Raw genomic sequence first — 16,616 nt, 5'->3', positions numbered from 1 at the left:
CTCTAAACTGTCCAGCGTGACCGAGAACTCTCAAGCGCAGCCCGCAGCCAACCCTGAACTGCCGACCCAGTACGCGCCGGCCGAGGTGGAGGGGAAGCTGTACGAGCGCTGGGTAGAACGCGGCTACTTCGAGGCTGACGAGAAGAGTGACAAGCCCCCGTACACGATCGTCATCCCGCCGCCGAACGTCACCGGCAGCCTGCACCTCGGCCACGCCTTCGAGCACACGATCATCGACGCCCTGACGCGCCGTAAGCGCATGCAGGGCTACGAGACGCTGTGGCAGCCCGGCATGGACCACGCCGGTATCGCCACGCAGAACGTCGTGGAGCGGGAGCTGGGGAAGGAGGGCAAGTCCCGGCACGACCTGGGGCGCGAGGCGTTCGTCGAGCGCGTCTGGCAGTGGAAGGAGGAGTCCGGCGGCCAGATCTCCGGGCAGATGCGGCGCCTCGGCGACGGCGTCGCCTGGTCACGTGAGCGGTTCACGATGGACGAGGGACTGTCCGAGGCCGTCCAGACCATCTTCAAGCGGCTCTTCGACGACGGACTGATCTACCGCGCCGAGCGCATCATCAACTGGTGCCCGCGCTGTCTCACCGCCATCTCCGACATCGAGGTCGAGTACCAGGACGACGACGGCGAGCTGGTCTCCATCAAGTACGGGGACGGCGACGAGACGCTCGTCGTCGCCACCACCCGCGCCGAGACGATGCTGGGTGACACCGCCGTCGCCGTCCACCCGGACGACGAGCGTTACGCGCACCTGGTCGGCAAGCGGATCAGACTGCCGCTCACCGACCGCACGATCCCGGTCGTCGCGGACACGCACGTCGACCCCGAGTTCGGCACGGGCGCCGTCAAGGTCACGCCCGCGCACGACCCGAACGACTTCGAGATCGGCCGTCGTCACGACCTGCCGAACATCACGGTCATGGACGAACGGGCCGTGATCACGGTCCCCGGCCCCTTCCAGGGACTCGACCGCTACGAGGCCCGCTCGACCATCGTGGCCGCGCTGCGCGCGGACGGCCGGATCGTCGCCGAGAAGCGGCCGTACGTCCACTCCGTGGGCCACTGCTCGCGCTGCAAGACGACCGTCGAGCCCCGTCTGTCGCTCCAGTGGTGGGTCAAGGTCGCCCCGCTCGCCAAGGAGGCCGGCGACGCGGTCCGCGACGGCCGGGTCACGATCCACCCCAAGGAGATGGAGCCCCGCTACTTCGGCTGGGTCGACAACCTCAACGACTGGTGCATCTCACGGCAGTTGTGGTGGGGCCACCGGATTCCCGTCTGGCACGGCCCGGACGGCGAGACCGTCTGCGTCGGCCCCGACGAGGAGCCGCCGACCGGTGAGGGCTGGCACCAGGACACGGACGTCCTGGACACCTGGTTCTCCTCCGGCCTGTGGCCGTTCTCCACGCTCGGCTGGCCCGAACAGACCCCGAGCCTGGAGAAGTTCTATCCGAACTCCGTCCTGGTCACCGGCTACGACATCCTCTTCTTCTGGGTCGCCCGGATGATGATGTTCGGTCTGTACGCGATGGACGGCACACCGCCGTTCCACACCATCGCGCTGCACGGAATGGTCCGCGACCAGTTCGGCAAGAAGATGTCGAAGTCCTACGGCAACGCGGTCAATCCGCTCGACTGGATGGACACCTACGGGTCCGACGCGGTCCGCTTCACACTCGCGCGGGGCGCCAATCCCGGCGTCGACGTGCCCATCGGCGAGGACTGGGTCCAGGGCTCCCGCAACTTCGCCAACAAGATCTGGAACGCCACGCGTTTCGCCATGATGAACGGCGCGACGGTCGAGGGCCCGCTGCCCGACGCCTCGCGGATGTCCGCCACGGACCGGTGGATCCTCTCGCGGCTGAACGAGACCGTCGCCCAGGTCGACGCCCTCTACGAGGACTACCAGTTCGCGAAGCTCAGCGACGCCCTCTTCCACTTCGCGTGGGACGAGGTCTTCGACTGGTACGTCGAGCTGTCCAAGACGACGTTCTTCGCGGGCGGCGAGCAGGCAAAGGTCTCCGGACGGGTCCTCGGCGAGGTCCTGGACGTCACCCTGCGGCTGCTGCACCCGATCGTCCCCTTCGTCACCGAGACGCTGTGGACCACGCTGACCGGCAAGGAGTCGGTGGTCGTCGCCGACTGGCCGGCCGACTCCGGTTTCCGCGACGAGGCCGCCGAGCGTGAGATCGAGCACCTCCAGCAGGTCGTCACCGAGGTCCGCCGGTTCCGCGCCGACCAGGGCCTCCAGTCGGGGCAGAAGGTCCCGGGGCGGCTCGACCTGTCCGCGACGCCGCTGGCCGCGCACGAGGCGGCCATCCGGCAGGTGCTGCGTCTCCAGGCCGCGGGCGACGACTTCCACGCCACCGCGACCCTGCCGGTCGCGGGTGCCACGGTCGAGCTCGACCTGTCCGGCACCATCGACGTCGAGGCGGAGCGCAAGCGGCTGACGAAGGACCGGGACGCCGCCGAGAAGGAGAAGCAGCAGGCCGTGGCCAAGCTCGGCAACGAGGCGTTCCTGGCGAAGGCCCCGGACAACGTGGTCGACAAGATCCGCGGCCGGCTGTCCAAGGCCGAGGCCGACATCGAGCGGATCACGGCGCAGCTCGCGGCTCTCCCGGAGAGCTGAGACCGGAGCCCGTACCGGTCTACGGGGCGGGGCGGCGAACGCGCCGCACCCGCTCCGTAGACTGGTCGTGTGAGCGAGCACCAGCCCGACCAGCCAGACCAGCCCGGCGAGTACGACGACGATTTCGACGAGATCGTCCACGCCGAGACAACCCGCGACCCCGACCTGGCCGTGATCGAGGCCGGGAGCCGTACGCTGCGCACCCAGGCGGGCCCCCCGCAGGGTGACGGCGTCCCGGCCCGGCCCGCCGACCCGGAGGTCGACAGGGCGCTGCGCGCCGTCGAGCAGGAGCTGGCCGGCCGCTGGGGCGAGACGAAGCTGGAGCCGTCGGTCACGCGCATCGAGGCGCTGATGGACGTGCTCGGGGACCCCCAGCGCGCGTATCCCTCGATCCATCTCACCGGCACCAACGGCAAGACGTCCACGGCCCGCATGATCGAGGCGCTGCTCGGCGCGTTCGACCTGCGCACCGGCCGCTACACCAGCCCGCACGTCTCGTCGGTCACCGAGCGGATCAGTCTCGACGGCGAACCGATCTCCCCGGAGCGGTTCATCGAGACGTACGGGGACATCAAGCCGTACGTCGACATGGTGGACGGCGCGCAGGAGTACCGGCTCTCGTTCTTCGAGGTGCTCACCGGCATGGCGTACGCGGCCTTCGCGGACGCGCCGGTGGACGCCGCGGTGGTCGAGGTGGGCATGGGCGGCAGCTGGGACGCGACGAACGTGATCGACGCCACCGTCGCCGTCGTCACCCCCATCGACCTGGACCACACCGACCGGCTCGGCTCCACGCCGGGCGAGATCGCCGTGGAGAAGGCCGGGATCATCAAGCAGGGCGCGACGGTCGTCCTGGCGCAGCAGCCGGTGGACGCGGCGCAGGTGATGCTGAAGAAGGCCGTCGACGTGGACGCGACGGTGGCGCGCGAGGGCATGGAGTTCGGCATCGTCTCCCGCGAGGTGGCGGTCGGCGGGCAGATGCTGACGCTGCGCGGCCTCGGCGGTGAGTACGAGCAGATCTTCCTCCCGCTGCACGGGGCCCATCAGGCGCACAACGCGGTGGTGGCGCTGGCGGCGGTCGAGGCGTTCTTCGGGGTCGGCGCCGAGCACGCCCGCCCCATGGACCTGGAGACGGTGCGCGCGGCGTTCGCCTCCGTGGTCTCGCCCGGCCGTCTGGAGGTCGTACGGCGCTCGCCGACGGTCGTGCTGGACGCGGCGCACAATCCGGCGGGGGCCCGCGCCGCCGCCGCGGCGGTCGGTGAGGCGTTCGGCTTCAGCAGACTGATCGGGGTGGTCGGCGCGAGCACGGGCAAGGACGTCCGCGGGCTGCTCGAAGCCCTGGAGCCGGTCTTCGCGGAGATCGTCGTCACGGAGAACTCCAGCGACCGGGCGATGGGCGCGGACGAACTGGCGGCCGTGGCGGTCGAGCTGTTCGGCGACGACCGGGTGCAGGTCGAGCCGCGGCTCGACGACGCGCTGGAGGCGGCGATCACGCTCGCCGAGGAGGACGAGGAGTACGCGGGCGCCGGGGTGCTGGTGACCGGTTCGGTGATCACGGTCGGCGAGGCCCGGCTGCTCCTGGGAAAGGGCTGATTTCCTATGCGTACGCTCTGCGCGTCGACGCTGATCGGTGAGTTCTTCGTGATCGGCTTCGCCGGGCTCGTCGCCATGAAGTCGGACGACCACTCGATGACGACCGTGTGGACGGTCTGCGGTGTCGCGATGCTGGTGTCCCTGCTGCTGTGCGGGATGATCACCAGGCCGGGCGGGGTGCAGGTCGGCTGGGTGTTCCAGATCGCGCTGATCGCGGGCGGTTTCGTGGTGCCGGCGATGTTCTTCCTGGGAGTGCTCTTCGGCGGGCTGTGGTGGGCCTCGGTCCACTTCGGGCGCAAGATCGACGCGGCGAAGGCGCGATGGGCCGAGCAGTCCGCTGCCCAGCCGTCGGCGGAGCCGGGGACGTGAGGGCTCGTACCTGTACCGGGTACGGCGCGCCCCGCGCGCACCTGTAGCCTCACACCACTTCACCCGTTTGCCCGCAGCGAATGCCCGCAAGGAGCCGCACACCATGACCCAGCGCACTCTCGTCCTCCTCAAGCCGGACGCCGTCCGTCGCGCTTTGGTGGGAGAGATCGTCGGCCGTATCGAGCGCAAGGCAGGCTGGAGCATCACCGCGCTTGAGCTGCGTACGCTCGACGAGGGCACGCTGGAGCAGCACTACGGCGAGCACAAGGGCCGTCCCTTCTACGAGCCGCTGATCGAGTTCATGGCGTCCGGCCCGGTCGTCGCGCTGGTCGTCGAGGGCGAGCGCGTCATCGAGGGCGTACGCGCCCTGGCGGGCCCCACTGACCCGATCGCCGCGGCGCCGGGGTCCATTCGGGGGGATTTCGGGACGATCGTCCGGGAGAACCTGATCCACGCTTCGGACTCCGAGGAGTCCGCCATTCGGGAACTGAAACTTTTCTTTCCCGAGCACTGAAAGACACCCCTTAAGCTGGTCTTTCCTGACCACACGTCAGCCATACAGCGCTGAGCGCGCCTGCGGCGACCGACGGAATTCGGCCACCCCCGGCATATGCGGAGCCAGATCGGGAACGCATGGCTTCGACACATCGTCACCTTTATAAGAGGTGGATCTACCGCGCCGCGTCGGCACGGGCGGCACTACGATGGAAGCCTCCTCGCCACAGCATCCACCTCGCCATCCTGAAAAGCCGTCAATGCTCGATTTGGGAAGGCCAGACGCATCCTCATGGGGAACAAGATGTCGTTCATCGGCCGTGACATGGCTGTCGACCTCGGGACCGCCAACACGCTGGTGTACGTCAGGGGTCGAGGGATCGTGCTCAACGAGCCGTCCGTCGTCGCCATCAACACCAACACGGGCGGCATTCTCGCGGTCGGCGCCGAAGCGAAGAAGATGATCGGCCGGACACCGGGCAACATCGTTGCCGTCCGGCCACTGAAGGACGGCGTGATCGCCGACTTCGAGATCACCGAACGCATGTTGCGCTACTTCATTCTCAAGATCCACAAGCGTCGCTATCTGGCCCGTCCGCGGGTCGTCGTCTGTGTGCCCTCGGGCATCACGGGAGTCGAGCGACGCGCCGTCATCGAGGCGTCCACCCAGGCGGGCGCCCGCCAGGTGCACATCATCGAAGAGCCCATGGCCGCCGCCATCGGCTCGGGTCTTCCCGTCCACGAGGCGACCGGCAACATGGTCGTGGACATCGGCGGCGGCACCACCGAGGTCGCGGTGATCTCGCTCGGCGGGATCGTCACCGCCCAGTCGATCCGGGTCGCCGGTGACGAACTGGACAACGCGATCATCCAGCACATCAAGAAGGAGTACTCGCTCCTCCTCGGTGAGCGGACCGCCGAACAGATCAAGATCACCATTGGTTCGGCCTACGACCTCGACAAGGACGAACACACCGAGATCCGCGGCCGCGACCTGGTGTCGGGGCTGCCGAAGACCGTCGTCATCTCGGCCGCCGAGGTCCGCAAGGCCATCGAGGAGCCGGTCAACGCCATCGTCGACGCGGTCAAGACCACGCTCGACAAGTGTCCGCCGGAGCTCTCCGGCGACGTGATGGACCGCGGCATCGTCCTCACCGGCGGCGGCGCCCTGCTGCGCGGCCTCGACGAGCGGCTGCGCCGTGAGACCGGCATGCCCATCCACATCGCCGAGGACCCGCTGGATTCGGTGGCTCTCGGCTCCGGCAAGTGCGTCGAGGAGTTCGAGGCGCTCCAGCAGGTGCTGGACGCCTCACCGCGCAGGTGACCGACCGCCGCCCGGTCTGATCCGCCGATCACGAGGCAGGTCATGAGGCAGATCACGAAAGGGCGAATATCCCCCGGGCCCCAACAGGCCCGGGGGACACCCCATATGGAACGCTGACGTCCCCGCCGGTGGATCGTTGATATACAGACAAGACCAATCCGATGCGCCAATTGCGACGAATCCCTTGCAGGCGATTCCCGCGATTCGCGTGAAATTTTCCGACGAGGCATTCCAACGAGGAAGGCACGGCCGCCGCACGTGAGGGACACACGAGAGAGCCGGCTGCTCCTGGTGCTGCTGATCGCCATCGCGTTCGCACTGATCACGGTGGATATCCGCGGAGGAGAGGCGTCACCCGTCGACGGTGCCCGCCAGGCCGCGGCCACGGTCTTCGGACCCGTGCAGAACGGTGTCGCGAAAGCCGTCGACCCGGTCGGCAACGCCATCGGGGCCGTACGGGACTCCGGTGGGCGGCACGACCGTGTGACCGCCCTGGAGCAGGAGAACGCGGCGCTCAAGCAGCGGCTCGGCAGCGACGACCGCAACCGGAGCCGGGTGAAGGAGCTGGACAAGCTCCTCAAGACCGCGGGCGCCGGCCAGTACGGCATAAAGGCCGCCGAGGTCATCGCCATAGGAGCGGCCCAGGGCTTCTCCTGGACCGTGACCATCGACGCGGGCGCCGACGACGGCCTCAAGCGCGACATGACCGTACTGAACGGGGACGGGCTCGTGGGCCGCGTCACCACCGTGGGACCCAACACCGCGACCGTACTGCTCGCCAACGACCCGGACTTCACGGTCGGCACCCGGATGGAGAAGTCCGACGAACTGGGCTTCGCCACCGGCCAGGGCGACCAGCCGCTCAACGTCCAACTCCTCAACGGCAAGGCCAAGGTGAAGAACGGCGACCGGCTGGTCACGTTCGGCTCCAGCAAGGACCGGCCGTTCGTACCCGGAGTGCCCGTCGGCCAGGTCGTGCGCGTCGACCCCGCCGCCGGTGGCCTCACGCGCGACATCTTCGTCCGCCCGTACGTCGGCTTCAGCAAGCTCGACATCGTCGGCGTCGTCGTCCAGGCACCCCGTGAGGACCCGCGCGACATGGTCCTGCCGAAGAAGCCCGCCAAGCCCAAGCCCACACCGACCGTCACCGTGACGGTGACCCCGTCGCCAGGCGGCCAGGCCGCCCCGGGCGACGGGCAGGTCAACGAGCAGGAGTAGAGCTGATCCCCATGCGCTTCAACCGGACGCTGCTCTCCATCACCCTGGTCGTGGTCGCGCTGGTCGTCCAGGTGTCCGTCCTCGCCCGCCTCCAACTCCCCGGAGCCGTACCCGATCTGCTCCTCCTCGTCGTCGTCGCGCTCGCCCTCGTCTACGGGCACGTCAGCGGCGCGGTCATCGGCTTCGGCGCCGGACTCCTCGCCGACCTCGCCCCGCCCGCCGACCACGCCGCCGGACGCTACGCGCTGGTGCTCTGCCTGATCGGCTATCTCGCCGGGCTCGCCAAGCCCGACACCGGCCAACTGCGCACCGCGCTCGGCCCGATGGTCGTGGTGGTCGGCGCGGCCGTCACCACCACCCTGCTGTACGCGGGAGTCGGCGCTCTCGTCGGTGACACCGCCGCGCGCCATGTCGGTCTGACGAACCTGGTCGTCACGGCGGCCATCTACGACCTGCTGCTCGCCCCCTTCACCGTGCCGCTGATCATGGCCCTGGCCAGACGCGCGGAGAACGATCCGCTCGCCGAGAAGTCGAGCGGTGGCAGCGACGTCGCCTCCGGGTGGCTGGCGGCGGGGACCGGACTGAAGATCGGGAACCAGCGCGGCGGACTGCGACTGAAGACGGCCCGCTCCCGCGCGGCACGGGCCGGACGGATCAAGGGGGTCAAACGACTGTGAGCAACATTCCGGAGACCGGACGGACGCCGCGGGTCCAGATCCGGCTCGTCGTCATCCAGGTGCTGGTCTTCTCGCTCCTGCTCACGCTCGGCGGACGGCTCTGGTACCTCCAGGTCCGCAACGGCGCCGAGTACACGGACGAGGCCAAGAACAACCATGTGCAGCAGGTCGTCCAGCCCGCCGTCCGGGGCTCGATCCTCGACTCGCAGGGCGTGCCGCTCGCCGACAACGAGACCCGTCTCGTCGTCTCCGCCAGCCGCACCGAACTGATGAAGATGAAGGACGGCGGGGAAGCGGTTCTCGCGCGCCTCGCCGCAGTCCTCGACATGAAGCCCAAGGAAGTCCACGACAAGGTCAGGCTCTGCGACAACAAGACGCCGCAGCCCTGCTGGAACGGCTCGCCCTACCAGCCGATCCCCGTCACCGACGAGGCCACCACCCAGCAGGCGCTCCAGATCCGTGAGCGCGCCGAGGACTTCCCCGGCATCACCGCCGAACCGACCGCCGTGCGCCGCTACGCCGCGCCCGCCAAGGCCAACACCGCCCAGGTGCTCGGCTATCTCTCGCCGGTCACCGACGAGGAGATCACCGAGGCGCAGGACACCGACTCGCCGTTCCTCCGCTCCGACCAGGTGGGCCGCTCCGGCCTGGAGCGCACGTACGACAAGTACCTGCGCGGTGACGCGGGCGTCACCCGCTACGAGGTCGACAACCTCGGCCGCGTCATCGGCGAGGCCAAGAGCGACCAGGCCGAGCCGGGCTCCAACATCATCACCTCCATCGACGCGCGCGTGCAGGCCGTCGCCGAGTACGAGCTCAACGAGGCGATGAAGGCCGCTCGCAAGGAGATGGACCGCAACACCAACGAGAACTACAAGGCCGACGCCGGCGCCGTGGTCGTCCTGGAGTCCAAGACCGGCCGCGTCGTCTCGATGGCCTCGCAGCCGACGTACGACCCCAACGCCTGGGTCGGCGGGATCTCCGCGAAGGACTACTCCAAGCTCACCAGCAAGAAGTCCAACTTCCCGCTGCTGAACCGGGGAATCCAGTCGCAGGCCGCCCCCGGCTCCATCTTCAAGGTCATCTCGTCGACCGCGGCGGTCAAGGCCGGATACGACTTCGAGGGCAGCTACCCGTGCCCCAGTTCGTACTCCATCGGCAACCAGGTCTTCAAGAACTTCGAGTCCCAGGGCTACGGCAGCATCGACCTCGGCCGCGCCCTGGAGGTCTCCTGCGACACCGTCTTCTACGGGCTCGCGCACAAGGAGTGGCAGAAGGACGGCGGCAACAAGCCCAAGAAGGGCGCCAACGACTGGTTCTACAAGACCGCCAAGCAGTTCGGTCTCGCCAAGGAGACCGGTATCGACCTCCCCAACGAGACGGCGGGCCGGATCCCGGACCGCAAGTGGAAGCAGGACTTCTGGGAGGCCAACAAGGACGGCTGGTGCAAGCAGGGCAAGAAGGGCGGCACCTACGTCGAGCAACTGGCGTACGAGGGCTGCCTCGAAGGCAACCGGATGCGCGCCGGTGACGCGGTCAACTACTCGATCGGCCAGGGCGACACGCTCGTCACCCCGATCCAGATGGCCACGATCTACTCGGCGATCGCCAACGGCGGCACGATGTACACCCCGAGCGTCGGCAAGGCGATCGTCAGCCCCGACGGCAAGACCGTCAAGGAGATCAAGCCCCAGTCGCACGGCAAGCTGCCGGTCGACCGCAAGCTGCGCGACCAGCTGGACAAGGCACTCGCGGGAGTGGCGACGTCCGGTTCGGCCGCCTGGCGGTTCGGCGGCTGGCCGCAGGACAAGATCCCGATGCACGCCAAGACGGGTACGGCCGAGGTCTACGGCAAGCAGACGACCTCCTGGTTCGCCTCGTACACCGAGGACTACACGATCGTCATGACGATCTCCCAGGGTGGTACGGGCTCCGGCGCCTCGGGTCCGGCCGTCCGCAAGATCTACGAGGCGATGTACGGCCTCGACACGAAGGGCGGGCAGAACCTCAAGAAGGCGCTGCTGCCCGAGCCCCGCAAGTCGCTGCCCAAGATCGAGCCCGACGGGTCGATCGACGCGCCGCCCGTCAAGCCGTACGTGCCGGACAAGACGCCGCTGGACGGCAACGAGATCGCACCGGCCGGCGACAACACCGGACAGGTGCCGCAGACACCCGGCGACGCGAGCCGGGCCCCCGACGCCGGGCAGGCACCGGACAACGCCGGGCAGGTCCCGGACGATCCGGGGCAGGCGCCGAACGACAACGGACCACTCGCGGGGCCACCCGCGCGGAGGGACTGACCCATGGCCGGCACAGGCGGCTTCTCCGTCTCCGGATACGGTCCCGAGCGCGGGCTCTGGGCGACGCTCGCCGCCCGTGACTCGATGGCGCGCAGGCTGGACTGGCCGCTGATGTTCTCCGCGGTGGCGCTCTCGGCCGTCGGGTCGCTGCTGGTCTGGTCGGCGACCCGTAACCGTACGGATCTCAACCAGGGCGATCCGTACCACTTCTTCTTCCGCCACATACTGAACACCGGTATCGGGCTGGCCCTGATGATCGGCACGATCTGGCTCGGCCACCGCACCCTGCGCGGCGCGGTCCCCGTCCTCTACGGCATCTCCGTCGTGCTCGTGCTGCTGGTCCTCACCCCGCTCGGCGCCACCATCAACGGCGCGCACGCCTGGATCGTGCTCGGCGGCGGCTTCACCCTCCAGCCCTCGGAGTTCGTGAAGATCACGATCATCCTGGGCATGGCGATGCTGCTCGCGGCCAGAGTCGACGCGGGTGATCAGGTCCATCCGGACCATCGGACGGTCGCCAAGTCCCTGGGGCTCGCGATCGTCCCGATCCTGGTCGTCATGATGATGCCGGACCTCGGTTCGGTCATGGTCATGGCCGTGATCGTGCTCGGCGTCCTGCTCTCCTCCGGGGCGTCCAACCGGTGGATCTTCGGGCTCGTCGGCGCCGGTGTCGCGGGCGCCGTCGCGGTCGCCGCGCTCGGGGTCCTCGACGAGTACCAGATCAACCGCTTCGCCGCCTTCGCCAACCCGGAACTCGACCCGGCGGGCGTCGGCTACAACACCAACCAGGCGCGGATCGCGATCGGTTCGGGCGGGCTCACCGGCACCGGCCTCTTCAAGGGCTCCCAGACCACCGGCCAGTTCGTCCCCGAGCAGCAGACCGACTTCGTCTTCACCGTCGCGGGCGAGGAGCTGGGTTTCCTCGGGGCCGGGCTGATCCTGCTGCTCCTCGGTGTGGTGCTGTGGCGCGCCTGCCGGATCGCCCGTGAGACGACGGAGCTGTACGGGACGATCGTGGCGGCCGGGATCATCGCCTGGTTCGCCTTCCAGTCCTTCGAGAACGTCGGGATGACGCTCGGGATCATGCCCGTGGCGGGGCTGCCGCTGCCGTTCGTCTCCTACGGAGGCACCTCGATGTTCGCGGTCTGGATCGCGGTCGGGCTGCTCCAGTCGATCAGGGTGCAGCGGCCCATGTCGGCTTGATCTGCCCCTTCGGCGTCGCGGGGGCTGCCACTCGGCGGCCCCTGCGACTACGTTTGTGAAGATGGCGGACACAAAGCGAGAGATCGAACGCAAGTACGAACTCCCGGTGCGGCCGGAGGGCGGCGACGGCGGCTCGCGGCCCGCAGGCCCTTCCCTCCTGCCGGACCTCACCAAGGTCCGCGCCGTCTCGGCCGTCACGGCGCGGGGCGTCACCGAACTGGACGCCGTCTACCACGACACCCCGGACCTACGGCTGACCGCCGGGTCCCTCACCCTGCGCCGCCGGACCGGCGGCGCCGACGAGGGCTGGCACCTCAAGTTCCCCGTCGGCGACGGCGTCCGCGACGAGATCCGGGCCCCGCTCTCCGACACCCTCCCGGACGAACTCGCGGCGCTGGTGCGCTCACGGGTCCGCGGCGCGGAACTGACCCCCGTCGTACGGCTGCGGACCTCCCGCGACACCAGCCTGCTGGTCGACGAGGCGGGCCGGACCCTCGCCGAGGTGGCCGTCGACACCGTCCGCGCGGAGCGCCGGTCCGGTTCCGGTACGGGTACCGGAACCGGCACCGCCGAGTGGACCGAGATCGAGGTCGAGCTGGCAGACGACGGCGACCCGGCCCTGCTCGACGCCGTGGAGAAGGTGCTCCGCAAAGCGGGAGTGCGTCCGGCGTCCGCCAGTTCCAAGCTCGCCCGGGCCCTCGCCGAGACGGCGCCCGCCGCTGAGGGGGCCGGGCCGGGAAAGCGGGCGAAGACCGCCCCGAAGCGCGCGCCCGCCACCGCCGGGGACCATGTGCTGGCCTATGTGCGCGAGCAGGCCGACGCGATCGTCTCCTACGACCCCGCCGTCCGCCGCGACCTGCCCGACTCCGTGCACCAACTGCGGGTCGCCACCCGCCGGATGCGGTCCGCTTTCCGTACGTACAAGAAGGTGCTCGACCGCGACGCCACCCGGCCCATCGGCGCCGAGCTGAAGTGGCTCGCCGGGGAGCTGGGCGTCGACCGCGACCAGGAGGTCCTCGCCGAGCGGCTCACCGCGGGCGTCGAGGCACACGACACGACCCTGCTGCTCGGGCCCGTGCACGCCCGGCTGCGGATCTGGGACGCGGCGGGCCGCACCGACGCGCGGGACAGGACGCTCAGCGTCCTCGACAGCGCGCGCTACCTGCGCCTGCTGGACTCGGTGGCGGCACTGCTCGCCGATCCGCCGCTGCTGGACGGCGCCGGCCGCAGACCGGCCAAGGTGCTGCCCAGGGCGGTCGTCAAGGACTACGAGCGCCTCGCGGGCCGCGTCGAGCACGCGCTGCGACTCGCGCCGGGGGAGGAGCGCGACCTGGCGCTGCACGACGCCCGCAAGGCCGCCAAGCGTGCCCGCTACGCCGCCGACGCGGCCGAGCCCGCCCTCGGGAAGTCCGCGAAGCGCTTCTCGAAGCGGATGAAGGCCGTGCAGAGCGTCCTCGGCGACCACCAGGACAGCGTCGTGGCCCGCGACGCCCTGCGCGATCTCGCGGTCCAGGCCCACGCGGCCGGCGAGTCCGCCTTCACCTGGGGGCTGCTGTACGGCGAGGAGGAGTCGCGGGCGGCGGACCGGGAGCGCGAACTACCGCGAATCTGGCGGAAGTCGGCGAAACGGAAGCTGCGCACGGCGCTTTTCGACTGAGCACCGGCGTGCGCCCCGCGAACGGCACCGTTCGCGGGTAAGGGGCGGGTGGCCGTCAAGGTAGCCTGGATGGTCACCCCGTCAGCCCACGAAAGTCGCCGTGATGTCTGCTGTTGAATCGGTCTTCCCACAGCTCGAAGCTCTGCTCCCGCATGTGCAGAAGCCGATCCAATACGTCGGCGGTGAACTCAACTCCACCGTCAAGGACTGGGACGAGTGCGACGTCCGCTGGGCACTGATGTACCCCGACGCGTACGAGGTCGGCCTGCCCAACCAGGGCGTCATGATCCTCTACGAGGTACTCAACGAGCGCGAGGGCGTCCTCGCGGAGCGCACGTACAGCGTCTGGCCCGACCTCGAGGCGCTGATGCGCGAGCACAAGGTCCCCCAGTTCACGGTGGACGCGCACCGCCCCGTCTCGGCCTTCGACGTCTTCGGGCTCTCCTTCTCCACCGAGCTCGGCTACACCAACATGCTCACGGCGCTCGACCTGGCCGGGATCCCGCTCAACGCGGCGGACCGCACCGTCGACCACCCGATCGTCCTCGCGGGCGGCCACGCGGCGTTCAACCCCGAGCCGATCGCCGAGTTCATCGACTGCGCCGTCATCGGCGACGGCGAGCAGGCCGTCCTCCAGATCACCGGGATCGTCCGGGCCTGGAAGGCCGAGGGCAGGACCGGTGGCCGCGAGGAGCTGCTGCTGCGGCTCGCGAAGACCGGCGGGGTCTACGTGCCCGGCTTCTACGACGTCGAGTACCTGCCGGACGGCCGTATCGCCCGCACCGTCCCCAACCGATCGGGCGTCCCGTGGCGGGTCTCCAAGCACACCGTCATGGACCTGGACGAGTGGCCGTACCCGAAGCAGCCGCTCGTACCGCTGGCCGAGACCGTGCACGAGCGGATGTCCGTCGAGATCTTCCGCGGCTGCACGCGCGGCTGCCGCTTCTGCCAGGCCGGCATGATCACTCGGCCCGTCCGGGAGCGCAGCATCACCGGCATCGGCGAGATGGTCGACAAGGGGCTCAAGGCGACCGGCTTCGAGGAGGTCGGCCTGCTGTCGCTGTCCTCCGCCGACCACAGTGAGATCGCCGACGTCGCCAAGGGCCTCGCCGACCGGTACGAGGAGGAGAAGATCGGTCTCTCCCTCCCGTCCACCCGCGTCGACGCCTTCAACGTCGACCTCGCCAACGAGCTGACGCGCAACGGCCGGCGCTCCGGCCTCACCTTCGCCCCCGAGGGCGGCTCCGAGCGGCTGCGCAAGGTCATCAACAAGATGGTCTCGGAGGACGACCTGATCCGTACGGTCTCCACCGCGTACGGCAACGGCTGGCGCCAGGTGAAGCTCTACTTCATGTGCGGGCTGCCGACGGAGACCGACGAGGACGTCCTGCAGATCGGCGACATGGCCGTCAAGGTCATCGCCGAGGGCCGCAAGGTGTCCGGCCAGAACGACATCCGCTGCACCGTCTCCATCGGCGGGTTCGTGCCCAAGCCGCACACCCCGTTCCAGTGGGCGCCGCAGCTGAGCGTCGAGGAGACCGACGCGCGCCTGCTGAAGCTGCGCGACAAGATCCGCGCGGACAAGAAGTACGGCCGCTCGATCGGCTTCCGGTACCACGACGGCAAGCCCGGCATCGTCGAGGGCCTTCTCTCGCGCGGCGACCGCCGGGTGGGCGCGGTCATCCGCGCGGTCTACGAGGACGGCGGCCGGTTCGACGGCTGGCGTGAGCACTTCAGCTACGACCGCTGGATGGCGAGCGCCGAGAAGACGCTGCCCGGGTTCGGCCTGGACATCGACTGGTACACCACGCGCGAGCGCACGTACGAGGAGGTCCTGCCCTGGGACCACCTGGACTCCGGTCTCGACAAGGACTGGCTCTGGGAGGACTGGCAGGACGCCCTCGACGAGACCGAGGTCGAGGACTGCCGCTGGACGCCGTGCTTCGACTGTGGCGTGTGCCCGCAGCTGGACCTCGACATCCAGATCGGCCCGACGGGCAAGAAGCTGCTGCCGCTGACGGTCGTGAAGTAGGGCCCCGAAGCGAGGCGCGGAGCCGGTGCCCGGTCTCGAATCGGGCACAGACGCCGCCTCGTGGCCGGATCCGGGATCAGGGCGGGCGCCGGGGGCGTCCTGTGGGGCATGGATCTGGACAAGAGGCCGGCCCCGTCGGCCCCGCCGGCGCGCGAGGGGTACGAGCCGGGTGACGGCTGTCTGACCACCGCCATCCGGATTCCGGTGCGGATCGTCGTACTGGTGCTCGTCGTCCCGGTGCGCATGGTGTGGGATCTGCTCGCCGCCGGGGCACGGGCGCTGCACCGCTCGGTGTTCCGGCCCTTCGGACGGGGCACCGCGTTCGTCTGCTCGTGGGTGTACGAGGCACTGCTCGCCCCGCTCGGGCGTGCGCTGGGCGTGGTGCTGGGGTGGCTGGGCAAGGCGTTGTTCGTGTGGCCGTGGGTGGCGCTGTGGCGTTATGTGCTGGTGCCGGTCGTGCACTACGGGCTCGTCGTGCCGCTGGTGTGGCTGTACCGGCAGGTGCTCACCCCGGTCGGCCACGGCACCCTCTGGTCGCTCACCTGGCTCGGCAGAGGCATCGCGCTGATCGCCGCCGGTATCGGGACGGCGCTCGGATGGCTCGTCGTCACCCTGCTGATCACCCCGCTCGGCTGGTTCCACCGCGCGGTCCTCGCCCCCGTCGGCCGGGAGATCGCCGCCGCCTTCGGCGTTGCCTGGCGGATCGCCGGACAGATCTCCCGGGCCGTGGGCCGGGCGCTGAAATGGCTGGCCTGGATTCTGATCGGGCAGCCCGTGAGCTGGTTCTACCGCGCCGTCTGCACCCCGGTCGGGCACCTCCTGCGCGACCATGTCCGGGTCCCGGCCAGGAGCGCCGCCATCGAGGCGGGCCGGGCCGTCGGGAGCGCACTGCGCTCAGCGGGCGAAACGGTCCGGCAGGCCCGCCGCGACGCGTGGCGCGCGCTGGTCGGCCCTCCCCGCCCGGCCGAGCCTGTGGCGTGGCCGGTCGACGGGGCGCGTACGCTGGGTAGTACAACAACCGTCCCCGGCGCGGTACCCGCACCCGAGATCTCCCTGCGCAAGCAGGTGTGAGCCGGGTTCCCGGGGCCGACCGCCCGGTCGGCCGCGCGA

General features: G+C 69.7%; 12 protein-coding genes. All 12 read left to right on the top strand.

What is annotated here, in order from left to right; all coding sequences use genetic code 11:
• Positions 1 to 16: 16 nt before the first annotated feature.
• On the top strand, positions 17 to 2,638 hold the full coding sequence (locus SSPS47_RS09990; RefSeq protein ID WP_164250354.1) for a valine--tRNA ligase: 2,622 nt from the start codon (positions 17 to 19) through the stop codon (positions 2,636 to 2,638).
• Between the two features lie 69 nt (positions 2,639 to 2,707).
• Positions 2,708 to 4,231, top strand: a complete 1,524-nt coding sequence (locus SSPS47_RS09985; protein ID WP_164250346.1) for a folylpolyglutamate synthase/dihydrofolate synthase family protein — start codon at positions 2,708 to 2,710, stop codon at positions 4,229 to 4,231.
• Positions 4,232 to 4,237: 6 nt separating this feature from the next.
• Positions 4,238 to 4,600, top strand: coding sequence for a DUF4233 domain-containing protein (locus tag SSPS47_RS09980; protein ID WP_164250344.1), 363 nt, complete (start codon positions 4,238 to 4,240; stop codon positions 4,598 to 4,600).
• 103 nt (positions 4,601 to 4,703) lie between these two features.
• Complete coding sequence (ndk, locus tag SSPS47_RS09975) at positions 4,704 to 5,114, top strand: nucleoside-diphosphate kinase (protein ID WP_147875284.1); 411 nt, start codon at positions 4,704 to 4,706, stop codon at positions 5,112 to 5,114.
• A 285-nt stretch (positions 5,115 to 5,399) separates the two neighbouring features.
• Positions 5,400 to 6,419, top strand: coding sequence for a rod shape-determining protein (locus SSPS47_RS09970; RefSeq protein ID WP_031231655.1), 1,020 nt, complete (start codon positions 5,400 to 5,402; stop codon positions 6,417 to 6,419).
• 258 nt (positions 6,420 to 6,677) lie between these two features.
• The gene (gene mreC / locus SSPS47_RS09965; RefSeq protein WP_147875283.1) at positions 6,678 to 7,637 is read left to right on the top strand and encodes a rod shape-determining protein MreC; all 960 of its coding nucleotides are present in this window, start codon (positions 6,678 to 6,680) and stop codon (positions 7,635 to 7,637) included.
• An 11-nt stretch (positions 7,638 to 7,648) separates the two neighbouring features.
• A complete protein-coding gene (gene mreD, locus SSPS47_RS09960; protein WP_164250342.1) occupies positions 7,649 to 8,314 on the top strand; it encodes a rod shape-determining protein MreD in 666 nt (221 codons plus the stop codon).
• On the top strand, positions 8,311 to 10,614 hold the full coding sequence (mrdA, locus tag SSPS47_RS09955; protein WP_164250340.1) for a penicillin-binding protein 2: 2,304 nt from the start codon (positions 8,311 to 8,313) through the stop codon (positions 10,612 to 10,614). Before mreD ends, mrdA begins: the two co-directional genes overlap by 4 nt.
• Before the next feature lie 3 nt (positions 10,615 to 10,617).
• Positions 10,618 to 11,817 carry a rod shape-determining protein RodA gene (gene rodA / locus SSPS47_RS09950; RefSeq protein WP_147875280.1) on the top strand — a complete coding sequence of 400 codons (1,200 nt, stop codon included), beginning with the start codon at positions 10,618 to 10,620 and terminating at the stop codon, positions 11,815 to 11,817.
• A 61-nt stretch (positions 11,818 to 11,878) separates the two neighbouring features.
• The gene (locus SSPS47_RS09945; RefSeq protein WP_164250338.1) at positions 11,879 to 13,474 is read left to right on the top strand and encodes a CYTH and CHAD domain-containing protein; all 1,596 of its coding nucleotides are present in this window, start codon (positions 11,879 to 11,881) and stop codon (positions 13,472 to 13,474) included.
• 103 nt (positions 13,475 to 13,577) lie between these two features.
• Positions 13,578 to 15,506: a TIGR03960 family B12-binding radical SAM protein gene (locus tag SSPS47_RS09940; RefSeq protein ID WP_164250336.1), complete on the top strand. Its 1,929-nt coding sequence runs from the start codon at positions 13,578 to 13,580 to the stop codon at positions 15,504 to 15,506.
• A 108-nt stretch (positions 15,507 to 15,614) separates the two neighbouring features.
• Positions 15,615 to 16,577 carry a hypothetical protein gene (locus SSPS47_RS09935; protein ID WP_164254482.1) on the top strand — a complete coding sequence of 321 codons (963 nt, stop codon included), beginning with the start codon at positions 15,615 to 15,617 and terminating at the stop codon, positions 16,575 to 16,577.
• Positions 16,578 to 16,616: the final 39 nt, after the last annotated feature.

It is taken from the genome of Streptomyces sp. S4.7 (assembly GCF_010384365.1).
In the GTDB taxonomy this organism is placed as follows: domain Bacteria; phylum Actinomycetota; class Actinomycetes; order Streptomycetales; family Streptomycetaceae; genus Streptomyces.
Note: the sequence above shows the minus strand (reverse complement) of the source record. Positions and strands in the feature narration are given on the sequence as shown.

Excerpts from the sequence above, each read along its gene's own strand:
- mreD (WP_164250342.1), top strand. The coding sequence starts at position 7,649 with ATGCGCTTCAACCGGACGCTGCTCTCCATCACCCTGGTCGTGGTCGCG.
- SSPS47_RS09980 (WP_164250344.1), top strand. The coding sequence starts at position 4,238 with ATGCGTACGCTCTGCGCGTCGACGCTGATCGGTGAGTTCTTCGTGATC.
- SSPS47_RS09970 (WP_031231655.1), top strand. The coding sequence starts at position 5,400 with ATGTCGTTCATCGGCCGTGACATGGCTGTCGACCTCGGGACCGCCAAC.
- SSPS47_RS09940 (WP_164250336.1), top strand. The coding sequence starts at position 13,578 with ATGTCTGCTGTTGAATCGGTCTTCCCACAGCTCGAAGCTCTGCTCCCG.
- SSPS47_RS09945 (WP_164250338.1), top strand. The coding sequence starts at position 11,879 with ATGGCGGACACAAAGCGAGAGATCGAACGCAAGTACGAACTCCCGGTG.
- SSPS47_RS09935 (WP_164254482.1), top strand. The coding sequence starts at position 15,615 with ATGGATCTGGACAAGAGGCCGGCCCCGTCGGCCCCGCCGGCGCGCGAG.
- ndk (WP_147875284.1), top strand. The coding sequence starts at position 4,704 with ATGACCCAGCGCACTCTCGTCCTCCTCAAGCCGGACGCCGTCCGTCGC.
- rodA (WP_147875280.1), top strand. The coding sequence starts at position 10,618 with ATGGCCGGCACAGGCGGCTTCTCCGTCTCCGGATACGGTCCCGAGCGC.